The organism is Massilia psychrophila (genome assembly GCF_002760665.1).
Taxonomy (GTDB): domain Bacteria; phylum Pseudomonadota; class Gammaproteobacteria; order Burkholderiales; family Burkholderiaceae_D; genus JAFCUW01.
In genome coordinates this window covers 1-21,582 of the sequence record NZ_PDOB01000039.1, presented here as the reverse complement: position 1 = coordinate 21,582, position 21,582 = coordinate 1, and the positions used below count along the sequence as shown (strand labels likewise).

The 21,582-nt window shown below is 64.5% G+C and carries 14 protein-coding genes and 1 pseudogene; 11 read left to right on the top strand and 4 right to left on the bottom strand.

What is annotated here, in order from left to right; all coding sequences use genetic code 11:
- Positions 1-209 precede the first annotated feature (209 nt).
- The 5 genes from CR103_RS18655 to CR103_RS18635 all read left to right on the top strand — a co-directional run bounded on the left by CR103_RS18655 (position 210) and on the right by CR103_RS18635 (position 9,575).
- Entirely contained in the window at positions 210-2,444 is a 2,235-nt protein-coding gene (locus tag CR103_RS18655) for an NADP-dependent isocitrate dehydrogenase (protein ID WP_099917441.1), read from the top strand.
- A gap of 463 nt (positions 2,445-2,907) precedes the next feature.
- Positions 2,908-3,486 carry a DUF2760 domain-containing protein gene (locus tag CR103_RS18650; protein ID WP_099917440.1) on the top strand — a complete coding sequence of 193 codons (579 nt, stop codon included), beginning with the start codon at positions 2,908-2,910 and terminating at the stop codon, positions 3,484-3,486.
- Positions 3,483-5,330, top strand: coding sequence for an Hsp70 family protein (locus CR103_RS18645; protein ID WP_099917439.1), 1,848 nt, complete (start codon positions 3,483-3,485; stop codon positions 5,328-5,330). Before CR103_RS18650 ends, CR103_RS18645 begins: the two co-directional genes overlap by 4 nt.
- Positions 5,330-8,233, top strand: coding sequence for an Hsp70 family protein (locus tag CR103_RS18640; RefSeq protein ID WP_099917438.1), 2,904 nt, complete (start codon positions 5,330-5,332; stop codon positions 8,231-8,233). The genes CR103_RS18645 and CR103_RS18640 overlap by 1 nt, the downstream gene beginning before the upstream one ends.
- Before the next feature lie 505 nt (positions 8,234-8,738).
- Entirely contained in the window at positions 8,739-9,575 is an 837-nt protein-coding gene (locus tag CR103_RS18635) for a molybdopterin-dependent oxidoreductase (RefSeq protein ID WP_218968504.1), read from the top strand.
- Between the two features lie 214 nt (positions 9,576-9,789).
- Here CR103_RS18635 and CR103_RS18630 read toward each other — a convergent pair.
- Positions 9,790-10,482, bottom strand: a pseudogene (locus CR103_RS18630) (IS6 family transposase).
- A 203-nt stretch (positions 10,483-10,685) separates the two neighbouring features.
- On the opposite strand from CR103_RS18630, the gene CR103_RS18625 reads away from it, so the two are divergent.
- Positions 10,686-13,058 (top strand): TonB-dependent receptor, encoded by a 2,373-nt coding sequence (locus CR103_RS18625; RefSeq protein WP_099917437.1) that lies wholly within the window; start codon positions 10,686-10,688, stop codon positions 13,056-13,058.
- Positions 13,059-13,088: 30 nt separating this feature from the next.
- The gene (locus CR103_RS18620) at positions 13,089-13,490 is read left to right on the top strand and encodes a nuclear transport factor 2 family protein (RefSeq protein WP_099917436.1); all 402 of its coding nucleotides are present in this window, start codon (positions 13,089-13,091) and stop codon (positions 13,488-13,490) included.
- 43 nt (positions 13,491-13,533) lie between these two features.
- On the opposite strand, the gene CR103_RS18615 is transcribed toward CR103_RS18620, so the two are convergent.
- The 3 genes from CR103_RS18615 to CR103_RS18605 all read right to left on the bottom strand — a co-directional run bounded on the left by CR103_RS18615 (position 13,534) and on the right by CR103_RS18605 (position 18,385).
- Complete coding sequence (locus CR103_RS18615; protein ID WP_229443621.1) at positions 13,534-14,370, bottom strand: alpha/beta fold hydrolase; 837 nt, start codon at positions 14,368-14,370, stop codon at positions 13,534-13,536.
- A 359-nt stretch (positions 14,371-14,729) separates the two neighbouring features.
- A complete protein-coding gene (locus CR103_RS18610) occupies positions 14,730-17,243 on the bottom strand; it encodes a TonB-dependent receptor plug domain-containing protein (RefSeq protein WP_099917435.1) in 2,514 nt (837 codons plus the stop codon).
- 200 nt (positions 17,244-17,443) lie between these two features.
- Complete coding sequence (locus CR103_RS18605) at positions 17,444-18,385, bottom strand: DUF808 domain-containing protein (protein WP_099917434.1); 942 nt, start codon at positions 18,383-18,385, stop codon at positions 17,444-17,446.
- 201 nt (positions 18,386-18,586) lie between these two features.
- On the opposite strand from CR103_RS18605, the gene CR103_RS18600 reads away from it, so the two are divergent.
- The 4 genes from CR103_RS18600 to CR103_RS18585 form a co-directional block, all read left to right on the top strand.
- Positions 18,587-18,808: a BrnA antitoxin family protein gene (locus CR103_RS18600; protein ID WP_099917433.1), complete on the top strand. Its 222-nt coding sequence runs from the start codon at positions 18,587-18,589 to the stop codon at positions 18,806-18,808.
- 140 nt (positions 18,809-18,948) lie between these two features.
- A complete protein-coding gene (locus CR103_RS18595; RefSeq protein ID WP_099917432.1) occupies positions 18,949-19,236 on the top strand; it encodes an HU family DNA-binding protein in 288 nt (95 codons plus the stop codon).
- A gap of 133 nt (positions 19,237-19,369) precedes the next feature.
- Positions 19,370-20,005 carry a LysE family transporter gene (locus CR103_RS18590; protein ID WP_099917431.1) on the top strand — a complete coding sequence of 212 codons (636 nt, stop codon included), beginning with the start codon at positions 19,370-19,372 and terminating at the stop codon, positions 20,003-20,005.
- Positions 20,006-20,272: 267 nt separating this feature from the next.
- The coding region (locus CR103_RS18585) for a DUF6600 domain-containing protein (RefSeq protein WP_180279458.1) at positions 20,273-21,582 on the top strand (1,310 nt) is incomplete at its 3' end.

Sequence of the window (21,582 nt, the reverse complement as noted above, 5' to 3'; positions counted from 1 at the left end):
GCGCCGCAGTCTACCTGATTGGCAAGCCGATGTTTGCTAACGCGACAGAACCCCCCATTTTCAAGCGGACAGGGAATCGGTCGCCCCCAATCAAAAAACGGTATATCGTGAAAACCTGATGCATAATGTGGGAAATGTCCTATGTCTTACATAAGACTTGATGCCAGTTGCCGGGCCAGCAAAGCCTTCACCGAACCGAGGAAAAACACATGAGCAGCAATCCGACCATCATTTACACCTTGACCGACGAGGCGCCGCTGTTGGCCACCCACGCATTCTTGCCAGTCGTCAAAGCCTTCACCAAGCCGGCAGGAATCAGCGTCGAAGTGAGCGACATCTCGGTGGCCGCGCGCATCCTCGCCAGCTTCGCCGAGTTCCTCACACCCGAGCAACGCGTAGCCGACGCGTTGGCCGAACTGGGCAAGAAGACGCTCGAGGCGGATGCCAACATCGTCAAGCTGCCCAATATCAGCGCCTCGCTGCCGCAACTGGAAGCGGCAATCAAGGAATTGCAGGACAAGGGCTACAAGATTCCCGACTACCCGGCCGACCCGAAAACGGACGAAGAAAAGGCCATCGAGGCGCGTTACGGCAAGTGCACCGGCTCGGCCGTCAATCCGGTGCTGCGCGAAGGCAATTCCGACCGTCGCGCCCCGCGCGCGGTGAAGGAGTACGCACGCAAGAACCCGCATTCGATGGGCGAGTGGTCGCAGGCTTCGCGTACCCATGTGTCGCATATGCACGAAGGCGATTTTTATCACGGCGAAAAGTCGATGACGCTGGACCGTGCCCGTGACGTCAAAATGGAACTGATCACCACCAGCGGCAAGACGATCGTCCTCAAGCCGAAGGTGTCGTTGCTGGACGGCGAGATCGTCGATTCAATGTTCATGAGCCGCAAGGCACTGCTCGAGTTTTACGAGACCCAGATCGAAGACGCCCGCAAGTCCGGCGTGATGTTTTCGCTGCACGTCAAGGCGACGATGATGAAGGTGTCGCATCCGATCGTGTTCGGCCACTGCGTGCGGATTTTTTACCGGGAAGCGTTCGCAAAACACGCCGCCCTGCTCGACAGCCTGGGTGTCAACGTCAACAACGGCATGGCCGATCTGCACACCAAGATCGCCACGCTGCCCGATTCGCAGCGCGAAGAAGTCGAGCGCGACCTCCACGCCTGCCAGGCGAACCGGCCTGAATTGGCAATGGTCGATTCGGCCAAGGGCATCACCAACTTCCACTCGCCGAGCGACGTCATCGTCGACGCCTCGATGCCGGCGATGATCCGTACCGGCGGCTTGATGTACGGCGCCGACGGCCGCCTCAAGGAAGTCAAGGCGGTCATTCCCGAGAGCACGTTCGCCCGCATCTACCAGGAGATCATCAACTTCTGCAAGTGGCATGGCGCGTTCGACCCGCGCACGATGGGCACCGTGCCCAACGTCGGCTTGATGGCGCAGCAGGCCGAGGAATACGGTTCGCACGACAAGACGTTCGAAATCGCCGGAGCGGGCGTGGCCAATATCACCGACCTTGCCACCGGCGAAGTGCTGCTGAGCCAGAACGTCGAGGAAGGCGACATCTGGCGCATGTGCCAAGTCAAGGATGCGCCGATCCGCGACTGGGTCAAGCTGGCCGTCACGCGCGCGCGCAATTCGGGCATGCCGGCAGTATTCTGGCTCGACCCGTACCGCCCGCACGAGAACGAGATGATCAAGAAGGTCCGGACCTATCTGCAGGACCACGATACGGCCGGCCTGGACATCCAGACCATGTCGCAGGTGCGCGCGATGCGTTACACGCTCGAGCGCGTCACGCGCGGGCTCGACACCATTTCCGTGACCGGCAACATCCTGCGCGACTATTTGACCGACCTGTTCCCGATCCTGGAACTGGGTACCAGCGCCAAGATGCTGTCGATCGTGCCGTTGATGGCCGGCGGCGGCATGTACGAAACGGGCGCCGGTGGCTCGGCGCCGAAGCACGTGCAGCAGTTGGTTCAAGAAAACCACTTGCGCTGGGATTCGCTGGGCGAATTTTTGGCGCTGGCGGTGAGCCTGGAAGACCTCGGCCTGAAGACCGGCAGCAGCAAGGCAAAGGTCCTGGCCAGGACGCTCGATGACGCTACCGGCATGCTGTTAGATAACCGTAAATCGCCTTCGCCAAAGACCGGCGCACTCGACAACCGCGGCAGCCAGTTCTACCTGACCTTGTATTGGGCGCGCGAACTGGCCGCCCAGACCGACGACATGGAACTTGCCGCGTACTTTGCACCGCTGGCGAAAAAACTCTCTGACAACGAGCCGACGATTGTTGCCGAGCTGCTGGCGGTGCAGGGCAAGCCAGTCGACATCGGCGGCTACTACCGGCTCGATGAAGCCAAGGTAACGGCAGTGATGCGCCCGAGCGCGACGTTCAACTCGGCGTTGGAAACCGCGGGCGCCTGACTTTCGGTATCGCAAGCGACATCAACACATCGTCAGGACAGTGCATTCAGGAAGTTTTCTGAATGCGCTGCTTGCGCTGCTGGGACCGATAGCGGTCGGCCGCGTACGCTGCATCCGCGTCAGGCCACGCCCGTCCGCCCTCGTCAGTTACATCTTCGCAAGCGCAGCGCAGTTCAAAAAGCCAGCGATCAGTCTTCTGTCTTGTCGGACTTGCCCACCTTGCCGCTCCCTGGTCCAGACCGACGTTCTGGCATTTTGGCGTTCCAGCCTGGCGCGTTGCCCGCGTGCTGCTTCATTCGTGTTCGTATAGCGGGCGCCGGCGATATCAAATGATTTATACTGCGATGCAGCATACAATTTGACGACACGCCGGCTTTTCCATTCCTGACACCGCAGCCGCAGCCGCAACTCGGCGCATGCGCGCGCAGGAAACGGATGCCCCAACGATCCAGGAGCAACAAACATGAGCAACACCACACCGGGTAATCGCGATAAGCGCTCGCCGCAGCCATCGCTGCTGCAACGTATTCGCTTGGCTTTCAGCGCCTTTTTCAGCATCTTGTCCAGCCCGACCGTGGCCGCGCGGGTGGACCGCCTGCACCGCGACGACGTCCCTGCGCCTGCCGCCGCGCCAGTCGCACCCGTGGCCCCGCTGCGCCAGGCCGCGCCCGACGCGGCCCTGCAGTTGCTGGCGCTGTTGCAGCGCGACGCGCGCCTGATCGACTTCACCCAGGAAGACCTGGCCAGCTACGCCGACGCCGACATCGGCGCGGCCGCCCGCATCGTGCACGAGGGCTGCCGCAAGGTGCTGCGCGAGCATTTTACGATTACCCCGGTACGTCCTGAAGCCGAAGGCAGCCGCATCAGTTTAGATGCCGGCTTCGACGCTGGCGCGGTGCGCCTGACCGGCAACGTCGTCGGCAGCGCGCCTTTTAAAGGCAGCATCAGCCACCGCGGCTGGCGCGCCACCGAAGTGCGCCTGCCCAAACTGGCCGCAAGCCACGACGTCACAGTGCTGGCGCAGGCCGAGGTGGAATTATGAGCACGCCGCGCTACGCTATCGGCGTCGACCTCGGCACGACGCACTGCGCGCTGGCCTGGGTCGATCTTGAGGCCAGCGATGGCGATGCCACCCGCCACGGCGTGCTACAGGTCCCGCAGCTGACCGGGTCCGGCCAGGTCGAGGCCTCGACCTTGCTGCCGTCGTTTTTGTACCTGCCGCACGCGGACGAACTGGCCCCTGGCGACCTGGACTTGCCGTGGCCGTCCCCGCATGATTACGCGGTAGGCGAAATGGCGAGAGCGCGCGGCGCCACCACGCCGATCCGGCTGGTGTCGAGCGCAAAAAGCTGGCTGTGCCACGCCGGCGCCGACCGGCGCGCGGCGATGTTGCCGAGCGATGCGCCGCCCGAAGTGCAGCGCGTCTCGCCATTGGAGGCGTCGACCCGCTACCTGTCGCATTTGCGCTGCGCGTGGGACCACACGTACCCCGAGGCGCCGTTTGCGCAGCAGGACGTCACGGTGACCATTCCGGCGTCGTTCGACCCGGCCGCGCGCGAACTGACGGTCGAAGCGGCCAAGGCCGCCGGCTACCAAAATCTCACCCTGCTCGAGGAACCGCAGGCGGCGCTATACAACTGGATTCAACATAGCGGCGGCAAGTGGCGCCGCGACGTCCAGCCGGGCGACGTCATTCTGGTGATCGACGTCGGCGGCGGCACCAGCGACTTTTCGCTGATCGCCGTGCTTGAACACGAGGGTACGCTGGAGTTGCACCGGATCGCGGTGGGTGAACATATCCTGCTCGGCGGCGACAACATGGACCTGACCCTGGCGCACCTGGTGGCGCGCAAGCTGGCCGCCGCCGGCACCACGCTCGACCCGTGGCAGATGCGCGCGCTTGGCTACGCCTGCCGCGGCGCCAAGGAGAGCCTGCTGGCGGATGACCATGGCGAACTGGCCGCGCAGCCGATCGTGGTGCCGAGCCGCGGTTCCAAATTGATCGGCGGCGCGATCCGCACCGAGCTGACGGCTGATGAAGTGCGCACCACCATCGTCGAGGGTTTTTTTCCGGACGTGCCGGTTTCAAACCGCCCGGCCAGCCGCGTGCGCGGCGGCCTGACGCAAATAGGCCTGCCGTATGCGCAGGACGCCGGCGTGACGCGCCACCTGGCGGCGCTGCTCGGCCGCCAGGTGGACGCCACGGCCGAACTGGCCGGCTTCGTGCGGGCCAACGCGCCGGATGCGACTTTTCTGCATCCAAGCGCGGTACTGTTCAACGGCGGCGTCTTCAAGTCGACCCTGCTGGCCGAGCGCACCCTCGGCACGCTCAACGGCTGGCTGGCGGCTGAAGGGGCGGCGCCGGCCCGCGTGCTGGCCGGCGCCGACCTCGATCTCGCGGTGGCGCGCGGCGCCGCCTATTACGGCTATGTGCGGCGCGGCCACGGCGTGCGCATCCGCGGCGGCACCGCGCGTGCATATTACGTTGCCATCGAGTCGGCGATGCCGGCCATCCCCGGTATGGAACCGCCAATGCAGGCGCTGTGCGTGGCGCCGTTCGGCATGGAAGAAGGCGCCGAGGCCGAGCTTGCTAGCCAGCAGTTCGGCCTGGTCGTGGGCGAACCGATCCAGCTGCGCTTTTTCGGTTCGTCCGTGCGCCGACAGGACCCGCTGGGCACCCTGCTCGACTACTGGCAAGCGGACGAACTGCAGGAACTGGGCGAGATCCGCGCGACGCTGCCGCCCGAGGGCCGCCGCGATGGCGACGTCGTGCAAGTGCGCCTGCGCGCGGTCGCCACCGACACCGGCACGCTCGAGCTGACCGCGGTGGCCATCGACGGCGACGGTCACTGGAAGATCGAGTTCGACGTGCGCACCAACGGTTAATGGCGGCGAGCGTGGCCAGGTACGCGGTCGGCATCGATCTGGGCACCAGCAATACCGTGCTCGCCTACGCCGCATTAAAGGCGGGCGGGCATGGCGCGGCCGGCCCGGTCACGCTGTTCGACGTCGAGCAGCTCGTCGCGCCCGGCGAAGTGGCGGCGCTGCCGCTGCTGCCGTCGGTGCGCTACCAGGGGGCAGAAGGCGAGCTGGCCGCGGCCGAGCTGCAACTGCCCTGGGATGCGCCGGACGTGTTCGCAGCCGCAGCGGCGCCAGTAGTTATTGGTGCCCTTGCGCGTCAACTCGGTGCGCAAGCGCCGGGCCGGCTGGTGGCCAGCGCCAAGAGCTGGCTGTCGCATTCGGGTGTCGATCGCTTCGCCCCCATCCTGCCATGGGGCAGTGCGGCCGATGTGCCGAAGGTGTCGCCGGTGGAAGCGAGCGCCAGTTATTTGGCCTACTTGCGCGCCGCCTGGAACCGGCAGTTTCCGCACGACCCGCTGGAGGCGCAGGAGCTGGTGCTGACGGTGCCGGCATCGTTCGATGAAGCGGCGCGCGCATTGACGCTGACGGCCGCGCGCCAGGCCGGCCTGCCGACGCTACGGCTGCTGGAAGAGCCGCAAGCGGTGTTTTACGACTGGCTGCAGCGCCATCGGGCCACGCTGGCAGATGCATTGGCCGATTCCCGTCTGGTGCTGGTATGCGACGTCGGCGGTGGCACCACCGACCTGAGCCTGATCAGAATTGAACTGCGCGATGGCAGTACCGCCCTCACCCGTATTGGCGTCGGCAACCACCTGATGCTGGGCGGCGACAACATGGACATGGCGCTGGCCCACCTGGTCGAGGCGCGCATGCTTGATGGTGCCGAAGGCCGTCCGGTGGAGCGCCTGTCGGCCGCCCGCCTGTCGCAGCTAATCGAACGCTGCCGCGCCGCCAAGGAACAGCTGCTCGCTGCCGGCGCACCGCAGCAAGTGAACGTCACCCTGCTCGGCGCAGGCGCACGCCTCGTCGGCGGCGCGCGCTCCGTCACCTTGACGCGCGAAGAAGTCGAGCGCCTGATCGTCGACGGCTTCTTTCCCCAGGTCGACGCCGCGGCGCCGCTGCTGCAACGGCGCGCCGGCATCGTCGAATTCGGCCTGCCGTACGCGCGCGACGCCGCCGTCACCCGCCACGTCGCCGATTTCCTGCGCCGCCATGCCGACGCGGTGCGCGCGGCCATCGGTGTCGGGCAAGATGGGCCGGCGATGCCCGACACCTTGCTGCTCAACGGCGGCGTGTTCCGCGCCGACGCGCTGGCGAGAAGGCTCGAACAGACGCTGGGCGCATGGCGCGGCGCGCCGCTGCGCCTGCTGCACAACGACGACCCGGACGTTGCCGTCGCCCGCGGCGCGGTCGCCTACGCGCTGGCCGGGGTTGGAGACGGCGGCGCTTTGAAAATCGGCGGCGGCGCCGCCCGCAGTTATTTTTTGCAGTTGGGCGAACAGGGCGAGGGTGGCGCCGACAAACGCGGTGCGCGGCGCGCCATCTGCATCCTGCCGCGCGGCAGCGAAGCAGGACAGGAACTGCGCATGGGCGCCCATAATTTTGCGCTGCGCGTGGGCCAGCCGGTGCGCTTTCACCTGTTTACGTCGAATGCCGACGCGGCCGGGCGGGCCCCGTTCGCGCTGGGCGAACTGGTCGACATGGGTGTCGGCGAAGGTGCGAAGGACTTCGCGCGCCTGCCGCCGATTGCGATGGTGCTGCGCTCGCCGGCGGCAAGCGATGCGGCGCCCGGCACGCAACAACGCGCGCGGCGCGAAGTGCCGGTTCAACTGGCCAGCGCGCTGACCGAAGTGGGCACGCTCGAAATGCATTGCGTCAGCGTCGATGACGCGGCCGAGCGCTGGCTGCTGGAATTCGACCTGCGCCGGCACGATGACACCGGTGACGACGGTGACGACAGCGCCACTGCGGCGCGGCTGGCGCCGGCACTGGCCAGGATCGAACGGATTTTCGGCGCCAAATCGCAGCAGGTGCCGGCCAAGGAAGTCAAGCAGCTGCGCGCCCAGCTCGAGCAACTGCTCGGCGAGCGCGCGAGCTGGAGCACGCCGCTGCTGCGCCAGTTGTTCGACGCCCTGTGGCTGCGCGCCCGCGCGCGGCGCCGCTCGCTTGAACACGAGCGGCTGTGGCTGAACCTGGCGGGCTTCTGCCTGCGCCCCGGCTTCGGCTTCGCGCTCGACGACTGGCGCCTGACGCAGCTGTGGACCTTGTTCGACGCCGGCGTCGCGCACCGCGCCGACAAGCAGGTGCAGGCCGAATGGTGGACCTTGTGGCGCCGCGTTGCCGGCGGCCTCGATCCGGCCCAGCAACGGCGCCTGCTCGAGGACTTCGCTTCGAATCTGCACACCAACGAAGAGGGCGGCGGCGGTGAGGACGCGGGTGCCGCCGCCGCCGCCGTGGTGCGCGGCAGCGACGACGACATGCTGCGCCTCGGCGCCTCGCTCGAGCGCATCCCGTCCGACTTCAAGGTGGAGATTGGCGCCTGGCTGCTGGCCCGCCTGGCCAAGGCCAACGACGCCCTCACGCTGTGGGCGCTCGGCCGCATCGGCGCGCGCCAGCCGTTTTACGGCAACCTCGACGACCTGGTGCCGGCCGACGTCGTCGCCACCTGGCTGGACGCCATCCTGGCACTGGACTGGCGCCGCCTCGAGCCGGCGGGATTTGCCGCCGCCTACCTCGCGCGCATGACGGGCGACCGCGCCCGCGACCTGCCGCTGGCGCTGCGCGAGGCCATCGCGGCGCGCCTGCGCCAGGTCGGCGCCCCGGCCATCTGGATCCGGATGGTCGAAGAGGTGGTGGTGCTGGATGAGGCCACCGAACGGCGGGTACTGGGAGAGACGCTGCCGCCGGGATTAAAGCTGATCGGGTGATCGTGGCGCCGCTTGTGAGGTAGCCAAAGCCGACACCGACACCTGCAATTACCTGATGATGTTTGTCCGTCAGCAGGATTCAGAATCTTTCTTTTCGAACAGTGACTTGCCCGCATGACAGCAAGCGCGGGCCGCGGCACCATGGCTGCCAAATCGCACCGCCGATTGGATCGATATTGCGCATCGGCCAGATAACGTTGTGCGTACGTGGTGAACTTGAAGATCAGGTTGCTACGAATGCAAGTAAAACTGTCACAATCGAGAACAGCTACAGAGGAAAAGCACCAAAAAAATCGGTCTCATGATTACTTCGAACTACGGCTACCCGCGAGCATTGTGCACCTTGGATTGCTCGCGCTGCGATTCGCAGTCGGCATGCGTATTGTGTTCGAACGGCTGCGGCTGCGGCTGCGGCTGCGACATCGGCGTAAAAGATGGCCGCATCGTCGGGGTGCGGGGACGCGCCTAGGACGTCGTCAATCGGGGGCGCCTCGGCCCCAAGGGCTTGCATGGATGGGAAGCCAACAACAGCGCCGACCGCCTCACCGAGCCGCTGGTGCGCCGCAACGGGCGGCTGGAACCGGCCAGCTGGGATGAAGCGATGCAGCTCATCGTTGACCAGACCCAACAGATAAAGGACACGTACACCGCCGGCGCGATCGGCTTCTATACCAGTGGCCAGCTGTTTCTCGAAGAGTATTACACGCTGGGAATGATCGGCAAGGCGGGACTGGGAACGCCCCACATAGATGGCAACACGCGGCTTTGCACCGCCGCCGCCGCCGCCGCGCTGAAGGAACGTTTCGGCAGCGACGGCCAGCCTGGCTCGTATTTCGACATCGATACCACCGACTGCATCATGATGGTCGGCCACAACATGTCAAGTACCGACACCGTGTTGTGGATGCGTGTGCTGGACCGGCGCCGCCATGCCAATCCGCCCAGGCTGATCGTGATCGATCCGCGCCGGACGATGACGGCAAAGGAAGCCGACCTGCACCTGGCACCGCGCATCGGCACCAACGTGGCGGTGCTCAATGGCCTGCTGCATCTTCTGATCGCCGGCGGCTACGTGGATCGCGATTTCGTCGGGCGCCATACGATGGGCTTCGACGACCTGGCGCGGCTGGTGGCCGAGTACCCGCCCGAACGCGTCGAGGAAATCTCGCGCGTGCCCGCTGCCGACCTGCGCCGCGTGGCCGAGATGATCGGGTCGTCCTCGACGCTGGTGTCGAGTTGCCTGCAAGGCGTGTACCAGTCGAACCAGGCGACCGCCGCGGCCGTGCAGATAAATAACGTCAACCTGGTCCTGGGCCGCATCGGCCGCCCGGCTGCGGCGTGATGCAAATGAACGGCCAGCCGACCTCGCAAAACACGCCGTCATGAATGATGCTGAGGCGTAAGCAAGCTACAAGTAGCGCGCCGCTGTCACAGCCTGACGGCGGCCTTGGATCTTGGTCATTGGCTTGATAGGCCTGCTGGGCAAGGCGCTCGGCACGGTTCTGTCGCATTGTTGAGCCTGACACATATTTTTCCTCGCTGAGCGTGACCCCGGCTTACACTGGACGGACTCGCCCTGCCAACGCATAAAATTGGTCGGCGAACGACATGACAACGGCACCATCGATGGCGAACTGGCCCTTCCGGATCATGTGCATGAGCTCGACGCCGGCCAGCACATTGCCGGCAGACCGGAATGACTTGAAGCCCAGCATGGGCTTGGTCACGCGCTTGATCGCTCGATGGTCTTGTTCAACAATATGGTTGAGGTATTTGACTTGGCGTACAGTGATCAGCACGGTGCGGCCGGCGTTAATTTCGTCGATCGCCGCCTTGTTGGCGCCGCTCTTGTCCATCGCGACCTTGTCAGGCGCGCCGTTCGCTGTCATCGCCTTGTCGAAGAAGCGCTGGGCTGCCGCCATGTCGCGCTTGGCAGTGAGCAGGAAGTCGACGGTTTTGCCCTGCTTGTCGACAGCGCGGTAGAGCTATTTCCAGACGCCTTTGACCTTGATGTACGTTTCATCCATCCGCCAACTACCGCCGACCGGACGCTTGTGCTTGCGCACCATTTTCTCGATGAGCGGCAAGAAACGAATCGCCCACCGGTTGATCGATGAATGGTCGACCGATACGCCGCGCTCTTCCATCATTTCCTTGATGTGCCGGTAGCTCAGCCGGTAAGCCACGTACCACCGGATGCAGACCAGGATGACGTCGATCGGGAAACGCATTCCTTTGAAGTTGAGCATGTCGGATCGTCAAGTGTTTGGGAACCACCGCTTACCTGAACCGTCCGTCCTCGTCGCTGATGCGACAAAGCCCCATTTTTTCCGTTTTCCCTCTTCTCCCCCAGATGCGCCCGCAGGAAATGAAACGCAATTTTCATGCTTATAAGAAAAATAAACATATACAATAGATATCGTAATCACCAGCATCTCTACGAAAGATCGCTATGAAGCTGCGCTCGACAGTCGTACTCACCTATTCTCTGGCGGCGGCGGCGGCGACGGCGCTTGTGTCCGTGCCATCCCGGGCGCAGCAGGCGGGCGTTGACAGCGCTACGCAAGTGGCGGGGGCGGACCAGATCGAAGTGGTTACCGTCACCGCGCAAAAGCGCCGCGAAGACCCGAACAAGGTGGCGATGAGCATATCGGCCGTCAGCGGCGCGGCGTTGCAGGCCCAGCACGTGAACGACTTCGCCGACCTCACGCGGGTGGTGCCGAATATGTCGTTTACTGCCGCCAGCGGCAACGGCGGCGCTGGTCCCGGCACCTCCAACATCGAGGTGCGCGGCATCAGTTCGGCCGCCGGCGCCGCTACCGTCGGCGTCTACCTCGGCGACGTCTCCATCACGGTGGGCAACGTCTACACCATGGGCTCGGTGGAGCCGAAGTTCTTCGACATCGACCGTGTCGAAGTGCTGCGCGGCCCGCAAGCGACGCTGTACGGCGCCAGTTCGATGGGTGGCACCATCAAGTTCATGCCAAACGAGCCGGACCTGAAGGCGCGCGAATTTTCAAGCTATGCCGAACTGTCGGCTACCAGGCGCGGCGGCGCCAGTCATGCGGCCAACCTTGTCGCCAACCTGCCGCTGGTCGCCGATGAGCTGGCGCTACGCATCGGCGTGCAAGCCCAGCGCTCGGGCGGCTTCATCAACCAGGTCGATGGCGACGGCAAGGTGCTGGCCAAGGACATCAACCAGGTCGACGACAGGGGGCTGCGCGTGGCCTTGAAATGGAAGCCGGTACGTGCGTTGACCATCGTGCCGTCGCTGTACTACCAGCAGGTCGATGCCAAGGATATCTCGGCATTCAATATCGAATTACCGAACTATCAAGCGCGCAAACAGGTGCGCGAGCCGTCAACCGACACCCTGCTCACGCCCAACGTGACGGTAAGCTGGGATATGGGCCGGGCCGACCTGACGTCGAGCACCAGCTACTTCCAGCGCAAGTTCGACCGTACCCAGAACGGTTCGGCCTACAACAGTTATTCGCTGTCGACCTTCCTGACGTCGACGCTGGACGGCGGCACGGCGCCGCCGGCGCTGATCGAGGCGATTGCCGGGCTGCCGTCGGCGGTCTACCTGAACAACCAGGTGCGCCAGGTGTCGCAGGAATTTCGCCTCGCGTCGAAGCCGTATGATGCGGCGGTGTCGCCGTGGACCTGGCTGGGCGGCGCGTATTTTTCGAATCAGCATACCAACATTGCCGAGAACGATCCGATATTCGGCGTCAACGACACCTTTGCCAGGTTCGGTTTCAGCAGCGCCGATCCGGCCATTTTGCCGGGCGCTTATGCCGGTGCCTTCCCGAACGACAACGCGTTCGCCGGCGCCTTCCATTACCGCGAAAAGCAAGCTTCGGTCTTCGGCGAACTCAATTATTATCTTACCCCGGCGCTGCACGCCACGTTCGGAGCGCGTTACCTGAAGGGCGATTCGACGCTCGACCAGAAAAACGGTTTGTACCTGGCCGGCGCCGGCAACAACAGCGCCAGCGGCCAATCGTCGAAGGCGTTCACGCCGAAATACGCGTTGACGTGGGAAGTCGATCCGTCCAACACGCTCTACACCAGCGTGGCCAAGGGCTTTCGCCTGGGCGGCTCGAACGTGTTCGTGCCGCCGACCACCTGCGGGCCGGACCTTGCGGCGAACGGCATCGAGAACGGCCCCGCCACCTACGCTGCGGACAGCCTGTGGAGCTACGAAGTTGGCAGCAAGTCGCGCCTGCTGAACAATCGGCTGACCCTCAATACGGCCGTGTTTTACGTCAAATGGAACAATATCCAGCAAGGCGTGTACCTGCCGACCTGCACCTATACCTACAACGCCAACGCCGGCGACGCCACCAGCCGTGGTATCGAGTTCGAGATCAAGGCCAAGCCGATACCGGGCCTGACCTTGAGCGCGTCGGGCGGCTACGTGAAGGCGGAACTGTCGAACGACCAGGGCCTGAAAAACGGCATCGTCGGCGCGGTCGCCGGTGCGCAGATCCAGGGCGTCCCCAAGTACAACGCCGCCGTCAACGCGCGCTACAACTTTGCCCTGTTCGGCGACAAGAGCGGTTTTGTAATGGGCGGCGCGCAGTGGGTCGGCGCCAGTAAGGGTTCGCTCGATCCGGACCAGACCGACTATCAAAGGCCGGCATACCGCACCGTTGACTTCAGCGCCGGCATGTCGTTCGAGCGCCTGGACGCGAGCGTCTTCGTCAAGAATGCGTTTGACACCGATACGGTGATCCAGCATCCGCAGGTGGCGTCGATCGTGCAGGGTTACCGGGTGGCGCCGCGCAGCATCGGCATGAGCCTGGCGGCCAAGTTCTAGGCCAACAAACAGGAAGGTGGGACAACGACCATGACGATACAAAGTAACCACCAGCTGGCGTTGATCGAACGGTATCTCGCCGCCTACAACGGCTTCGACGTCGAGGCGATGCTGGCGGTGCTGTCGCCGGATATTCGCTTTGAAAATTATTCAGGCGGCGAGCTTACCGCGCACGCTAGCGGAATAGAAGAGTTCAGGCATCTCGCCACGCAATCGACAGCGATTTTCGCCGAACGCGAACAGCGCATCGCCACGTTGGAATTGAACGATAACCCGGGCGATGGCGTGGTCACCGCGCGCATCGACTTCCGCGGCCGGCTCGCCGTCGACATTGCCGGCGGCCCGCCCGCCGGGACCGTGCTGGAGCTGCAAGGCCAGTCCGCGTTTACGTTCAGGGGCGCGCTGATCGCCAGCATCGTCGATCGCAGCTGACGGCGTCAGCGGCGAGGCGGCAACCATATTGCGCTAAATTCAGCTAAACGGTTTTGAGGAAATTGGCCAGCACCAGCGGCTCGGTAATCATCGGGTCGTGGTGAGTATTGAGCTCCACCCAATCCCAGCCTTTTTGATTGCGCAGTTGCTTTTTCACTTCGACCAGCGGTTCGAAGACCGACGCGATGCAGTCGACATAGACGCGCGGACAGCCGTTGCCGAACGGGTTGTTGAGGACCAGTTTTTCCTGGTAGGTGCCGACCGGGTGCGGCGTCAGGCGGGCCGTCAGCCAGGCCTGCGTTTGCTTGTCCATGACGCCGTAGGAACTGACCGGCGGCGCCGGGATGGCGATACCTTTACCCATGGTTTCGACCTGTTGTTGGCGCTTGAGGGTGACCGCGGCCGGCTGCGCCTCGAACACCGACAGGCCGCTGGCGAGCACCATGGCGTCGACGAACACCAGGCGCTCGATCATGTGCGGGATACGGTCGGCGACGCCGCTGATGACGACGCCGCCGAAGCCGCTGCCCACCAGGATCACGTCGCTGACATCCTGGTAGATGATGTGATTGGTGATGCTGGTAATAAAAGTGGTCAGCGAGATATCCTTCGACAGCAGGTGAGCCTGTTCGCCCAACCCCGGGCAGGTCGGCGTCGTCACATTGTGGCCCTGCGCGCGCAAGGCCCGCGCCACCTTGTCCCAGCACCAGCCGCCGTACCAGGCGCCGTGGACCAGCACAAACGTCTTCGGCCTGGTTGCAATTGTCGAACCTGCCGATGCGGTCGGAAGCGCCGCTTTCGACGCCGGCGCCACGGCGCCCAGTAACATGCCGAGCGCGGCAGCATGAAAAGTGCGGCGGTGGATTTTTTTGGTGTCCATGTCAAGCTGCCTCGTGAGTTAATTAATTTCCGCAGGGAAACGACAATTGGATTGTGGGCATATTTTGAATGGTCTTCCCTGCGATTGCGCAAGCTAGTACGCACTGTTGCGTCAATATCGCTTGTGCGGCCGCTCAGGTTTCCGTAGCGCTTCATTGGCGGCGCGTTAGCATGCGCCACGCGGGGGCGCCGCGCGCGATTCGCTGGCCGCCGACGTCGCCGGCCAGATTTTTTTGAATGGCCCGCCTTCTGATTGCAGGCAAAAAAAGGCCACCCGAAGGTGGCCGATGGCAATGCTGGCGGCCAGGGCGGCCGCGGGGTCAGACGCTGCAGCCCGGAAGCTGTCGATCGGACGCTGGCTTAGAAGCTGTAACTCGCGCGGCCGTAGATGAAGCGGCCCGAGAAGCCGAACGGTGTGAAGGTCGAGAACGGCGTATTGTTGGTCGTGTTCAACGCCGGCGGCAGCGTATCCGGGTAAGTGTCGAACAGGTTGTCCGCACCGAACGCCAGGTTCAGCTTCGACGTCACGGCGTAGCGCGCCTCGAGGTCGACCACGGTGCGGGCGCCAAGGGTGGCGTCGAAGGCCGGGGTGACGCCCGGCGACAGCGCTTCGCCGTAGCGGGTGGCGCGCAAGGTGCCGCCCAACTGGCCCAGCTTCCAGTTCATGCTGGCGTTGAGCTTGTTCTTCGGCTGGCCGCGTTCGAGCGTGAGCACGTTGACGCGGTCAAACAACACCGGCGCCGGGCTCAATGCGGCGAGCTGGGACGTGGTCGGCACCTTGGTCACTTCGGTGCGGTTCAGGTTGCCGGCGACGGTAAAGTCGAACTTGCCCGCGGTGCCGGCGTTGAGCGGCCAGCTCACTACCACGTCGACGCCCTGGTTCTTGGTGCTGACGCCGTTGATGAAAAAGCGGCCGCCGCCGATGCCCACGAAGCCCTGCGAGGCGATGTAGTTGCGTACGCTTGCTGAGGTCAGGTTTTCAGACAGGACGATGCGGTCCTTGACGTCGATGCGGTAGGCGTCGACGGTGACGCTGACGGGATCGAAACGCAGCACCGCGCCGAGCGAGGCGTTGACCGATTTTTCGGCCTTCAGCGGCTGCGCGCCGAGCGCGACGGCAACCTTGTCGGTCGGCTTGAAGGTGGTAATCTCGAACGGGACGCCGGCGATGAAGTTGGTCGAGGTCGACGTGAAGTTCTGCTGCTGCGGCGACGGCGCGCGAAAACCGTTTTGCAGCGAGCCGCGCAGCGCGAATTGCTTGCTGAAGTCGTAGCGGCCGGCCAGCTTGCCGGCCAGGCTGCTGCCGAAGTCGGAGTAACGCTCGGCGCGCACCGCGACCGACGCCAGGAACTGCCGCGTCACGTTCGCTTCCAGGTCAGCGAAGACGCCGATCGCACTGCGGCTGTTGTCGGTCGCATTGGCTGGCCGGAAGCCGGGGAACACCTGGGCACCGGGCGCGGCCGGCACGGCCGCGCTGGTCGGGGTGGCTGGAGCGATAATTTCGCCGCCGTAGCGGTACGAGTCCGGCTCGCCGGCGAACAGCTTGTAGCCTTCACGCCGTGCTTCGGTGCCGATCGCCACGTTCAGCGGCGAAGCCAGGCCGTCGAGCGCCACCGAACGCACGCCGGTCAGGTTCAGAACCGTCTGGTCGTACGAAAAGCCGCCGGCGTCGAACGCGGTTTTGCTGGCGGCGCCGATTGAACGGTTCAGCGTGTTCTGGATCTCGAACTGCATCTTGTTCTTGCCGTAGCCGAGGGACGCGTCCATGTCCCAGTCGCCCAGCGTCCAGGTAACGCCGCCGGTGGCGCTGAAGTCGTCCACGGTCGGCGCGATGATCGGCAGGAAGCCGTCGGGGTAGATCGAGGTGACGTTGCGCATGTCTTGCGCGCGGCGGAAGTAGCCGGCCGAACGCGCTTCGCGTTTCTGGTAGCTGGTCCAGCCGTACAGTTTGACGCCGCCGGCGAGCGTGTTGCCGGCGTTGACAAACAGCGTCGACTGCGTCAGTTCAGGATCGCCATACCAGGCGTTGAAGCGGTTGATGGTTTTTTCGCGCGGGTCGAACCCGCCGCCGGTCACATTGGGGTACTGCTGGCGCATGTCGAAGCCGCTACGCTCGGTGCGAGCTGCGTCCTTGTATTCGGCCGCCAGCGTCAGATAGCCGCTCTCGCCCAACGGCAAGCCTTTCCAGGCGCTGACGGTAGCGGTCTGGCCGTCCGTGCGCTTGCGCGAAGTCGGTCCGCTCCAGGTGCCGCCGGCCGGTACGACGTTGTTCTTCAGATCGTATTCGGTTTTGCGCGCGCCATAGATCACGCTGCCTTCGCCGCCGCTGCGGTCGGTGCGTAGGCGCAGGTTGATCACGCCGGCGATTGCGTCGGAGCCGTACTGGGCGGCGGCGCCGTCGCGCAGTACTTCTATGTTCTTGACGATCGCGCTCGGGATCGTGTTCAGGTCGACCGCCGCCGAGCCGCGCCCGATCGAGCCGTTCAGGTTGACCAGCGCCGACGAATGGCGGCGCTTCGAGTTCACCAGCACCAGCGTCTGGTCGGGCGCCATGCCGCGCAGGGTGGCGGGGCGGATCGTGTCGGTGCCGTCGGTCAGCGCCGGGCGCGGAAAGTTCAGCGACGGCAGGGCGATCGACAGGGCCTGGTTGATTTCGGTGGTGCCGGCGTTCTTGAGCATCTCGGCCGAGATGATGTCGACCGCGGCGGTGGTGTCGAGCGCGGTGCGGTTGGCAACCCGGGTGCCGGTCACGACAACGGTCGCGCCCGGCGAGTCAAGCGCAGGCGCCGCTTGCGCCAGCACGGCGCCGTTGGCGAACAGCGACGCAATGGTCAGCGCCAGTAGTTGCTTCTTCGGTAGAAAATTTTTTTGCATGTTGTCGTCTCTCGGTAGTGATGAATTGTTGTACCCCGGTGTACATACCCTTGTCACCGGTTCTTTACGGCAAAAGTCAGGTGCGAACCATACTGGGACGCACGTAATCTATTGTCAATTCGCCGGCAACGTTTGATGCGGTAAATACCACAGTCGAGAGATGGCAGTAAGTCTTCTGTAAGTTTCAAGCGACGCTAAGCTTAGGCGGTGGCGGCGCCCTTGCGCTTGAACAGCCTGGTGCCGAGCGTGACGACCACCAGCGCGATGGCGCCGGCCACCAGCCCCGCCACCGCATCGATCACGGTTGGCGTGACAACTTCCAGCACAGCGCCGATACCCGGCACGCCGGCCGCCGCCGCCGCCGCGCTGTCGACCAGGTGGGACAGCGCCGGCACGCCGTGCATCAGGATGCCGCCGCCGACCATGAACATGGCGATGGTGCCGAGCACCGACAACGTCTTCATCAGCATCGGCGCGGTAGCCAGCAGGAAGTGGCCAACGGCGCGCAGTGCGCCGTTGGCGCGCTTGCTCAGGTAAAGTCCGGCGTCGTCGAGCTTGACGATGCCGGCCACCAGTCCGTACACGCCGAGCGTCATTGCCACTGCGATCGTCACCAGCACCGCCACCTGCTGGCCGAACGGGGCGGCGGCTACGCTGCCAAGCGAAATGACGATGATCTCGGCCGACAGAATGAAATCGGTGCGCACCGCGCCCTTGATCTTGTCCTTTTCGAGCGCCACCACGTCGACGGCGTCGTTGGACAACGCCTGCACCAGGTCGGCATGGTGCTGACGGTCTTCGTCCGCACTGCGTAAAAACTTGTGGGCCAGCTTTTCGAAGCCCTCGTAGCACAGGAAGGCGCCGCCCAGCATCAGCAACGGTGTGATTGCCCATGGGATGAAAGCGCTGATCGCCAGCGCGGCGGGCACCAGGATCGCCTTGTTCTTGAACGAGCCCTTCGCTACCGCGAGGACCACCGGCAGCTCGCGGTCGGCCTTGACGCCGGACACCTGCTGGGCGTTCAACGCCAGGTCGTCACCGAGCACGCCGGCGGTCTTCTTGGCCGCCACCTTGCTCATCAGGGCGACGTCGTCGAGAATTGTTGCGATGTCGTCGATTAATGCCAGCAAACTGGAAGCCATCGCGGTCGCTCCTTATCCATTAAATAAAGCCCATCTTACCCGAGCCGGCCGTGCGCACAGGTCAGCCGCCGATTCCGCGTTTCATCCTTCAAAAAACGCATCTCGTCGCTTTCGACGGATTTTGCCGGCGGCCGGACGTATAGTTGTCGCACTGCCTGGCTGCGCTTACGTCAGCCGGCCGCCTACCAAGGGAACACCACGATGAACACCGACCTCGATTTGTCCACTGCATCAACTGTATCCACTTCCGCCACCGCGCCGCGCGCGCTGCGTACCGTCAAGCGCAAGACGCGCATCACGATCTACCTCGACGACGAGGTGCTGTCGCAATTTCGTTCGCTCTCCGAGCAATGCGGCAAGGGCTACCAGACCCTGATCAACGCCGCGCTGCGCACCCGCCTGAGCGGCGCGCGCAGCGAATAAATCGGGCCGCACACGGCAGCCGGTTTTCGTCGCGCTCCAGTCACAGCGGGGCTTGCTTTGGCGTGGCCGCCCTGCAAATAATTGCGCCCAGCAATAATTATGCTAATCTTCCGGCTCTTCAACCCACCGTAGGATAGTTTATGAAAAAAGGCGAACTGATTGCAGAATTTGCGAAGCGTACCGAGATGTCCGGCGCCGCAGCCAACAGTGCGGTCAACACGGTCCTCGAAATCATCACCGAGCGCCTGAAAAAAGGCGACACGGTCGGCATCACCGGCTTCGGCACGTTCTCGGTCGCCAAGCGCGCCGCGCGCAAGGGCCGCAATCCATCGACCGGCGAACCGATCAAGATCGCGGCGTCGAAGTCGCCAAAATTTTCGGCTGGCGCGACCTTGAAGGCCGCGGTTAACCCAAAAAAGAAGAAGTAAATTTTAAACAAATAAGCTTCTTGTGAGCTGAGGCCGGCGAACGCCGGCCTCAGCTTGCGTGGCGCGGGTGATATTTCCTCCACGCCACGTCACCCGTCGCTCCCTCCTTGACCGTTCTCCCCCATTTCCCCGCATGACTTTTGCTACCTGGATTACGTTCGTCATCGCCGGCTCCCTGATCGCCGTTTCGCCCGGTTCGGGCGCTGTCATGTCGATGTCGCACGGGCTCGCCTACGGCCTGCGCAAAGCCAGCGCCACCGTGCTCGGTCTGCAAATCGGCCTGTTGCTGGTGTTCGTCATCGCCGGCGCCGGCGTCGGCTCGCTGCTGATGGCGTCCGAACTGGCGTTCTCCGCCGTCAAGACGGTCGGCGCGCTGTACCTGATGTATTGCGGCGTCAGTCAGTGGAGGGCGGCGCCGCAAACGGCCGCGCCGGGCGCCGCGGCGTTGCTCGACCATCCGGCGTTCGGGCGCCGCGTGCTGACGGGTTTTCTGACCAATGCCACCAATCCGAAGGGCATCATCTTCATGGTTGCCGTGTTGCCGCAGTTCATTTCGCAGCAAAGCGCGCTGTTGCCGCAGTTGCTGATTTTAGGCGCGACGATGGTCACGATCGACACGGTCGTCATGCACGGCTACGCCTGGCTGGCCGCCTCGATGCAGCGCTATTTCCGCGATGCGCGCGCGGTAAAGAAGCAGAACCGCTTTTTCGGCGGCGTGCTGGTGCTGGTCGGCGCCGCGCTGTTTTTCGTCAAGCGCAGCCCCGGCTAGGCGGCTGCCGGACTTGAAGGAATCGGCTGTCAATCCGCCTGGCCGGTCCATATTTTGCCGCTTTGTTGGTCAACAGCTCACTATTGACCTTCAACATCGACCAAGTCTGTCCTGGGCCAGTCGAATTTTCGCTTCGATTCCTTCAGCCCGACGGCCGCCTGGCTTTATTGGTCGATTTGCAACTCTTTGTAACTTATATGTTCGGTTTCGCCGCTGGCGCGTTGTCATCGATATGACGCACCTTGCCCGTCTACTATGGAGTCCCACATGACTACTCGCTTCATCAAGGCCGTGACGCTGCTCGCGTGCGCGGTGTTTTCGACGCTGGCGCTGGCCGAGGTGCCGGCGCGGGTCGGCCGCGTTTCGCTGTCGCAGGGCCAGGTCGGCATCAGCAGCGAAGTCGGCGACCTGCCCAGCGCGGCGACGGTGAACTGGCCGGTCACTTCGCACAACGTGCTCACCACCGGCCGCGGCGCGCGCACCGAAATTCGCATCGGCTCGACCTCGATCCGCTTGGATGCCGACTCCTCGCTCGAAGTGTCGGAACTGGACGACGAGCGCCTGCGCCTGCGCCTCAATTATGGCAGCGTCAACCTGCGCATCGCGAATGCCGAGGTGCTGACCGGCTTCGAACTGAGCACCTCGAACGCGCGCGTGCGCCTGCAAGAGCCGGGCCGGCTGCGCGTCGACGCCGAGCGCGTTCAGGGCATCAGCGCGGTCAACGTGTTCGACGGTGTCGCGCTGGTCGAGGACCGCGGCACGCAACTGATCGTACGCCCCGGCCGCCGGGCCGAAATCCGCGACGACGACGTGCTCACCGGCCAGGCTAAGCGCGACAGCTTCGACGACTGGTCGCAGCAGCGCGACCAGTACGACGAGCGCTCGACGTCGGCGCGCTACGTCACGCGCGAGATGACCGGCTACGAAGAGCTCGATCGCAACGGCACCTGGCGCGACGACCCCGAGTACGGCCCATTATGGCTGCCCACTGCGGTGGCGTCCGGCTGGGCGCCCTACCGCGACGGCAGCTGGACCTGGATTGCGCCTTGGGGCTGGACCTGGGTCGACAACGCGCCATGGGGCTACGCGCCATTCCACTATGGCCGCTGGGTACAGGTCAGCCAGCGCTGGGCGTGGGCGCCGGGCCGGCATATCGGCCGTCCGGTATGGGCGCCGGCGCTGGTCGGCTGGGTCGGCGGCAGCACATGGCGCCAGAACTTCGGCGCCGGCGGACATCATCCGGCGCAGGGCTGGTATCCGCTCACCCCGCGCGAGGCCTTTGTGCCGGGCTACCGCCTGTCGCAGCAGCACCTTCAACAGATCAACCGCGATGCGCGGCCGGGATGGCGCGAGGACGGCCTCGGCCGCGATGAGCGCCATGGCCATGACCGCCATGACCACAATAACGACCAGCGCGAAGGCCTGACGGTGGTGCCGCACGGGCACTTCGGCCATCGCGGCACGGTCGCCGTGCGCAATGCGCCGCGCGCGGTGGTAGCGCCGCTGGCGCTGCAGAACGCGCCGGCCGCCGTGCCGGCCGCGCCGCCGGGCGCCGGGCGCGCACGCGATGGCCGCGG

Bases quoted from the DNA above. Each gene is read 5' to 3' on its own strand.
- CR103_RS18655 (WP_099917441.1), top strand. From the start codon at position 210: ATGAGCAGCAATCCGACCATCATTTACACCTTGACCGACGAGGCGCCG.
- CR103_RS18650 (WP_099917440.1), top strand. From the start codon at position 2,908: ATGAGCAACACCACACCGGGTAATCGCGATAAGCGCTCGCCGCAGCCA.
- CR103_RS18645 (WP_099917439.1), top strand. From the start codon at position 3,483: ATGAGCACGCCGCGCTACGCTATCGGCGTCGACCTCGGCACGACGCAC.
- CR103_RS18640 (WP_099917438.1), top strand. From the start codon at position 5,330: ATGGCGGCGAGCGTGGCCAGGTACGCGGTCGGCATCGATCTGGGCACC.
- CR103_RS18625 (WP_099917437.1), top strand. From the start codon at position 10,686: ATGAAGCTGCGCTCGACAGTCGTACTCACCTATTCTCTGGCGGCGGCG.
- CR103_RS18620 (WP_099917436.1), top strand. From the start codon at position 13,089: ATGACGATACAAAGTAACCACCAGCTGGCGTTGATCGAACGGTATCTC.
- CR103_RS18615 (WP_229443621.1), bottom strand. From the start codon at position 14,370: ATGGACACCAAAAAAATCCACCGCCGCACTTTTCATGCTGCCGCGCTC.
- CR103_RS18610 (WP_099917435.1), bottom strand. From the start codon at position 17,243: ATGCAAAAAAATTTTCTACCGAAGAAGCAACTACTGGCGCTGACCATT.
- CR103_RS18605 (WP_099917434.1), bottom strand. From the start codon at position 18,385: ATGGCTTCCAGTTTGCTGGCATTAATCGACGACATCGCAACAATTCTC.
- CR103_RS18600 (WP_099917433.1), top strand. From the start codon at position 18,587: ATGAACACCGACCTCGATTTGTCCACTGCATCAACTGTATCCACTTCC.
- CR103_RS18595 (WP_099917432.1), top strand. From the start codon at position 18,949: ATGAAAAAAGGCGAACTGATTGCAGAATTTGCGAAGCGTACCGAGATG.
- CR103_RS18590 (WP_099917431.1), top strand. From the start codon at position 19,370: ATGACTTTTGCTACCTGGATTACGTTCGTCATCGCCGGCTCCCTGATC.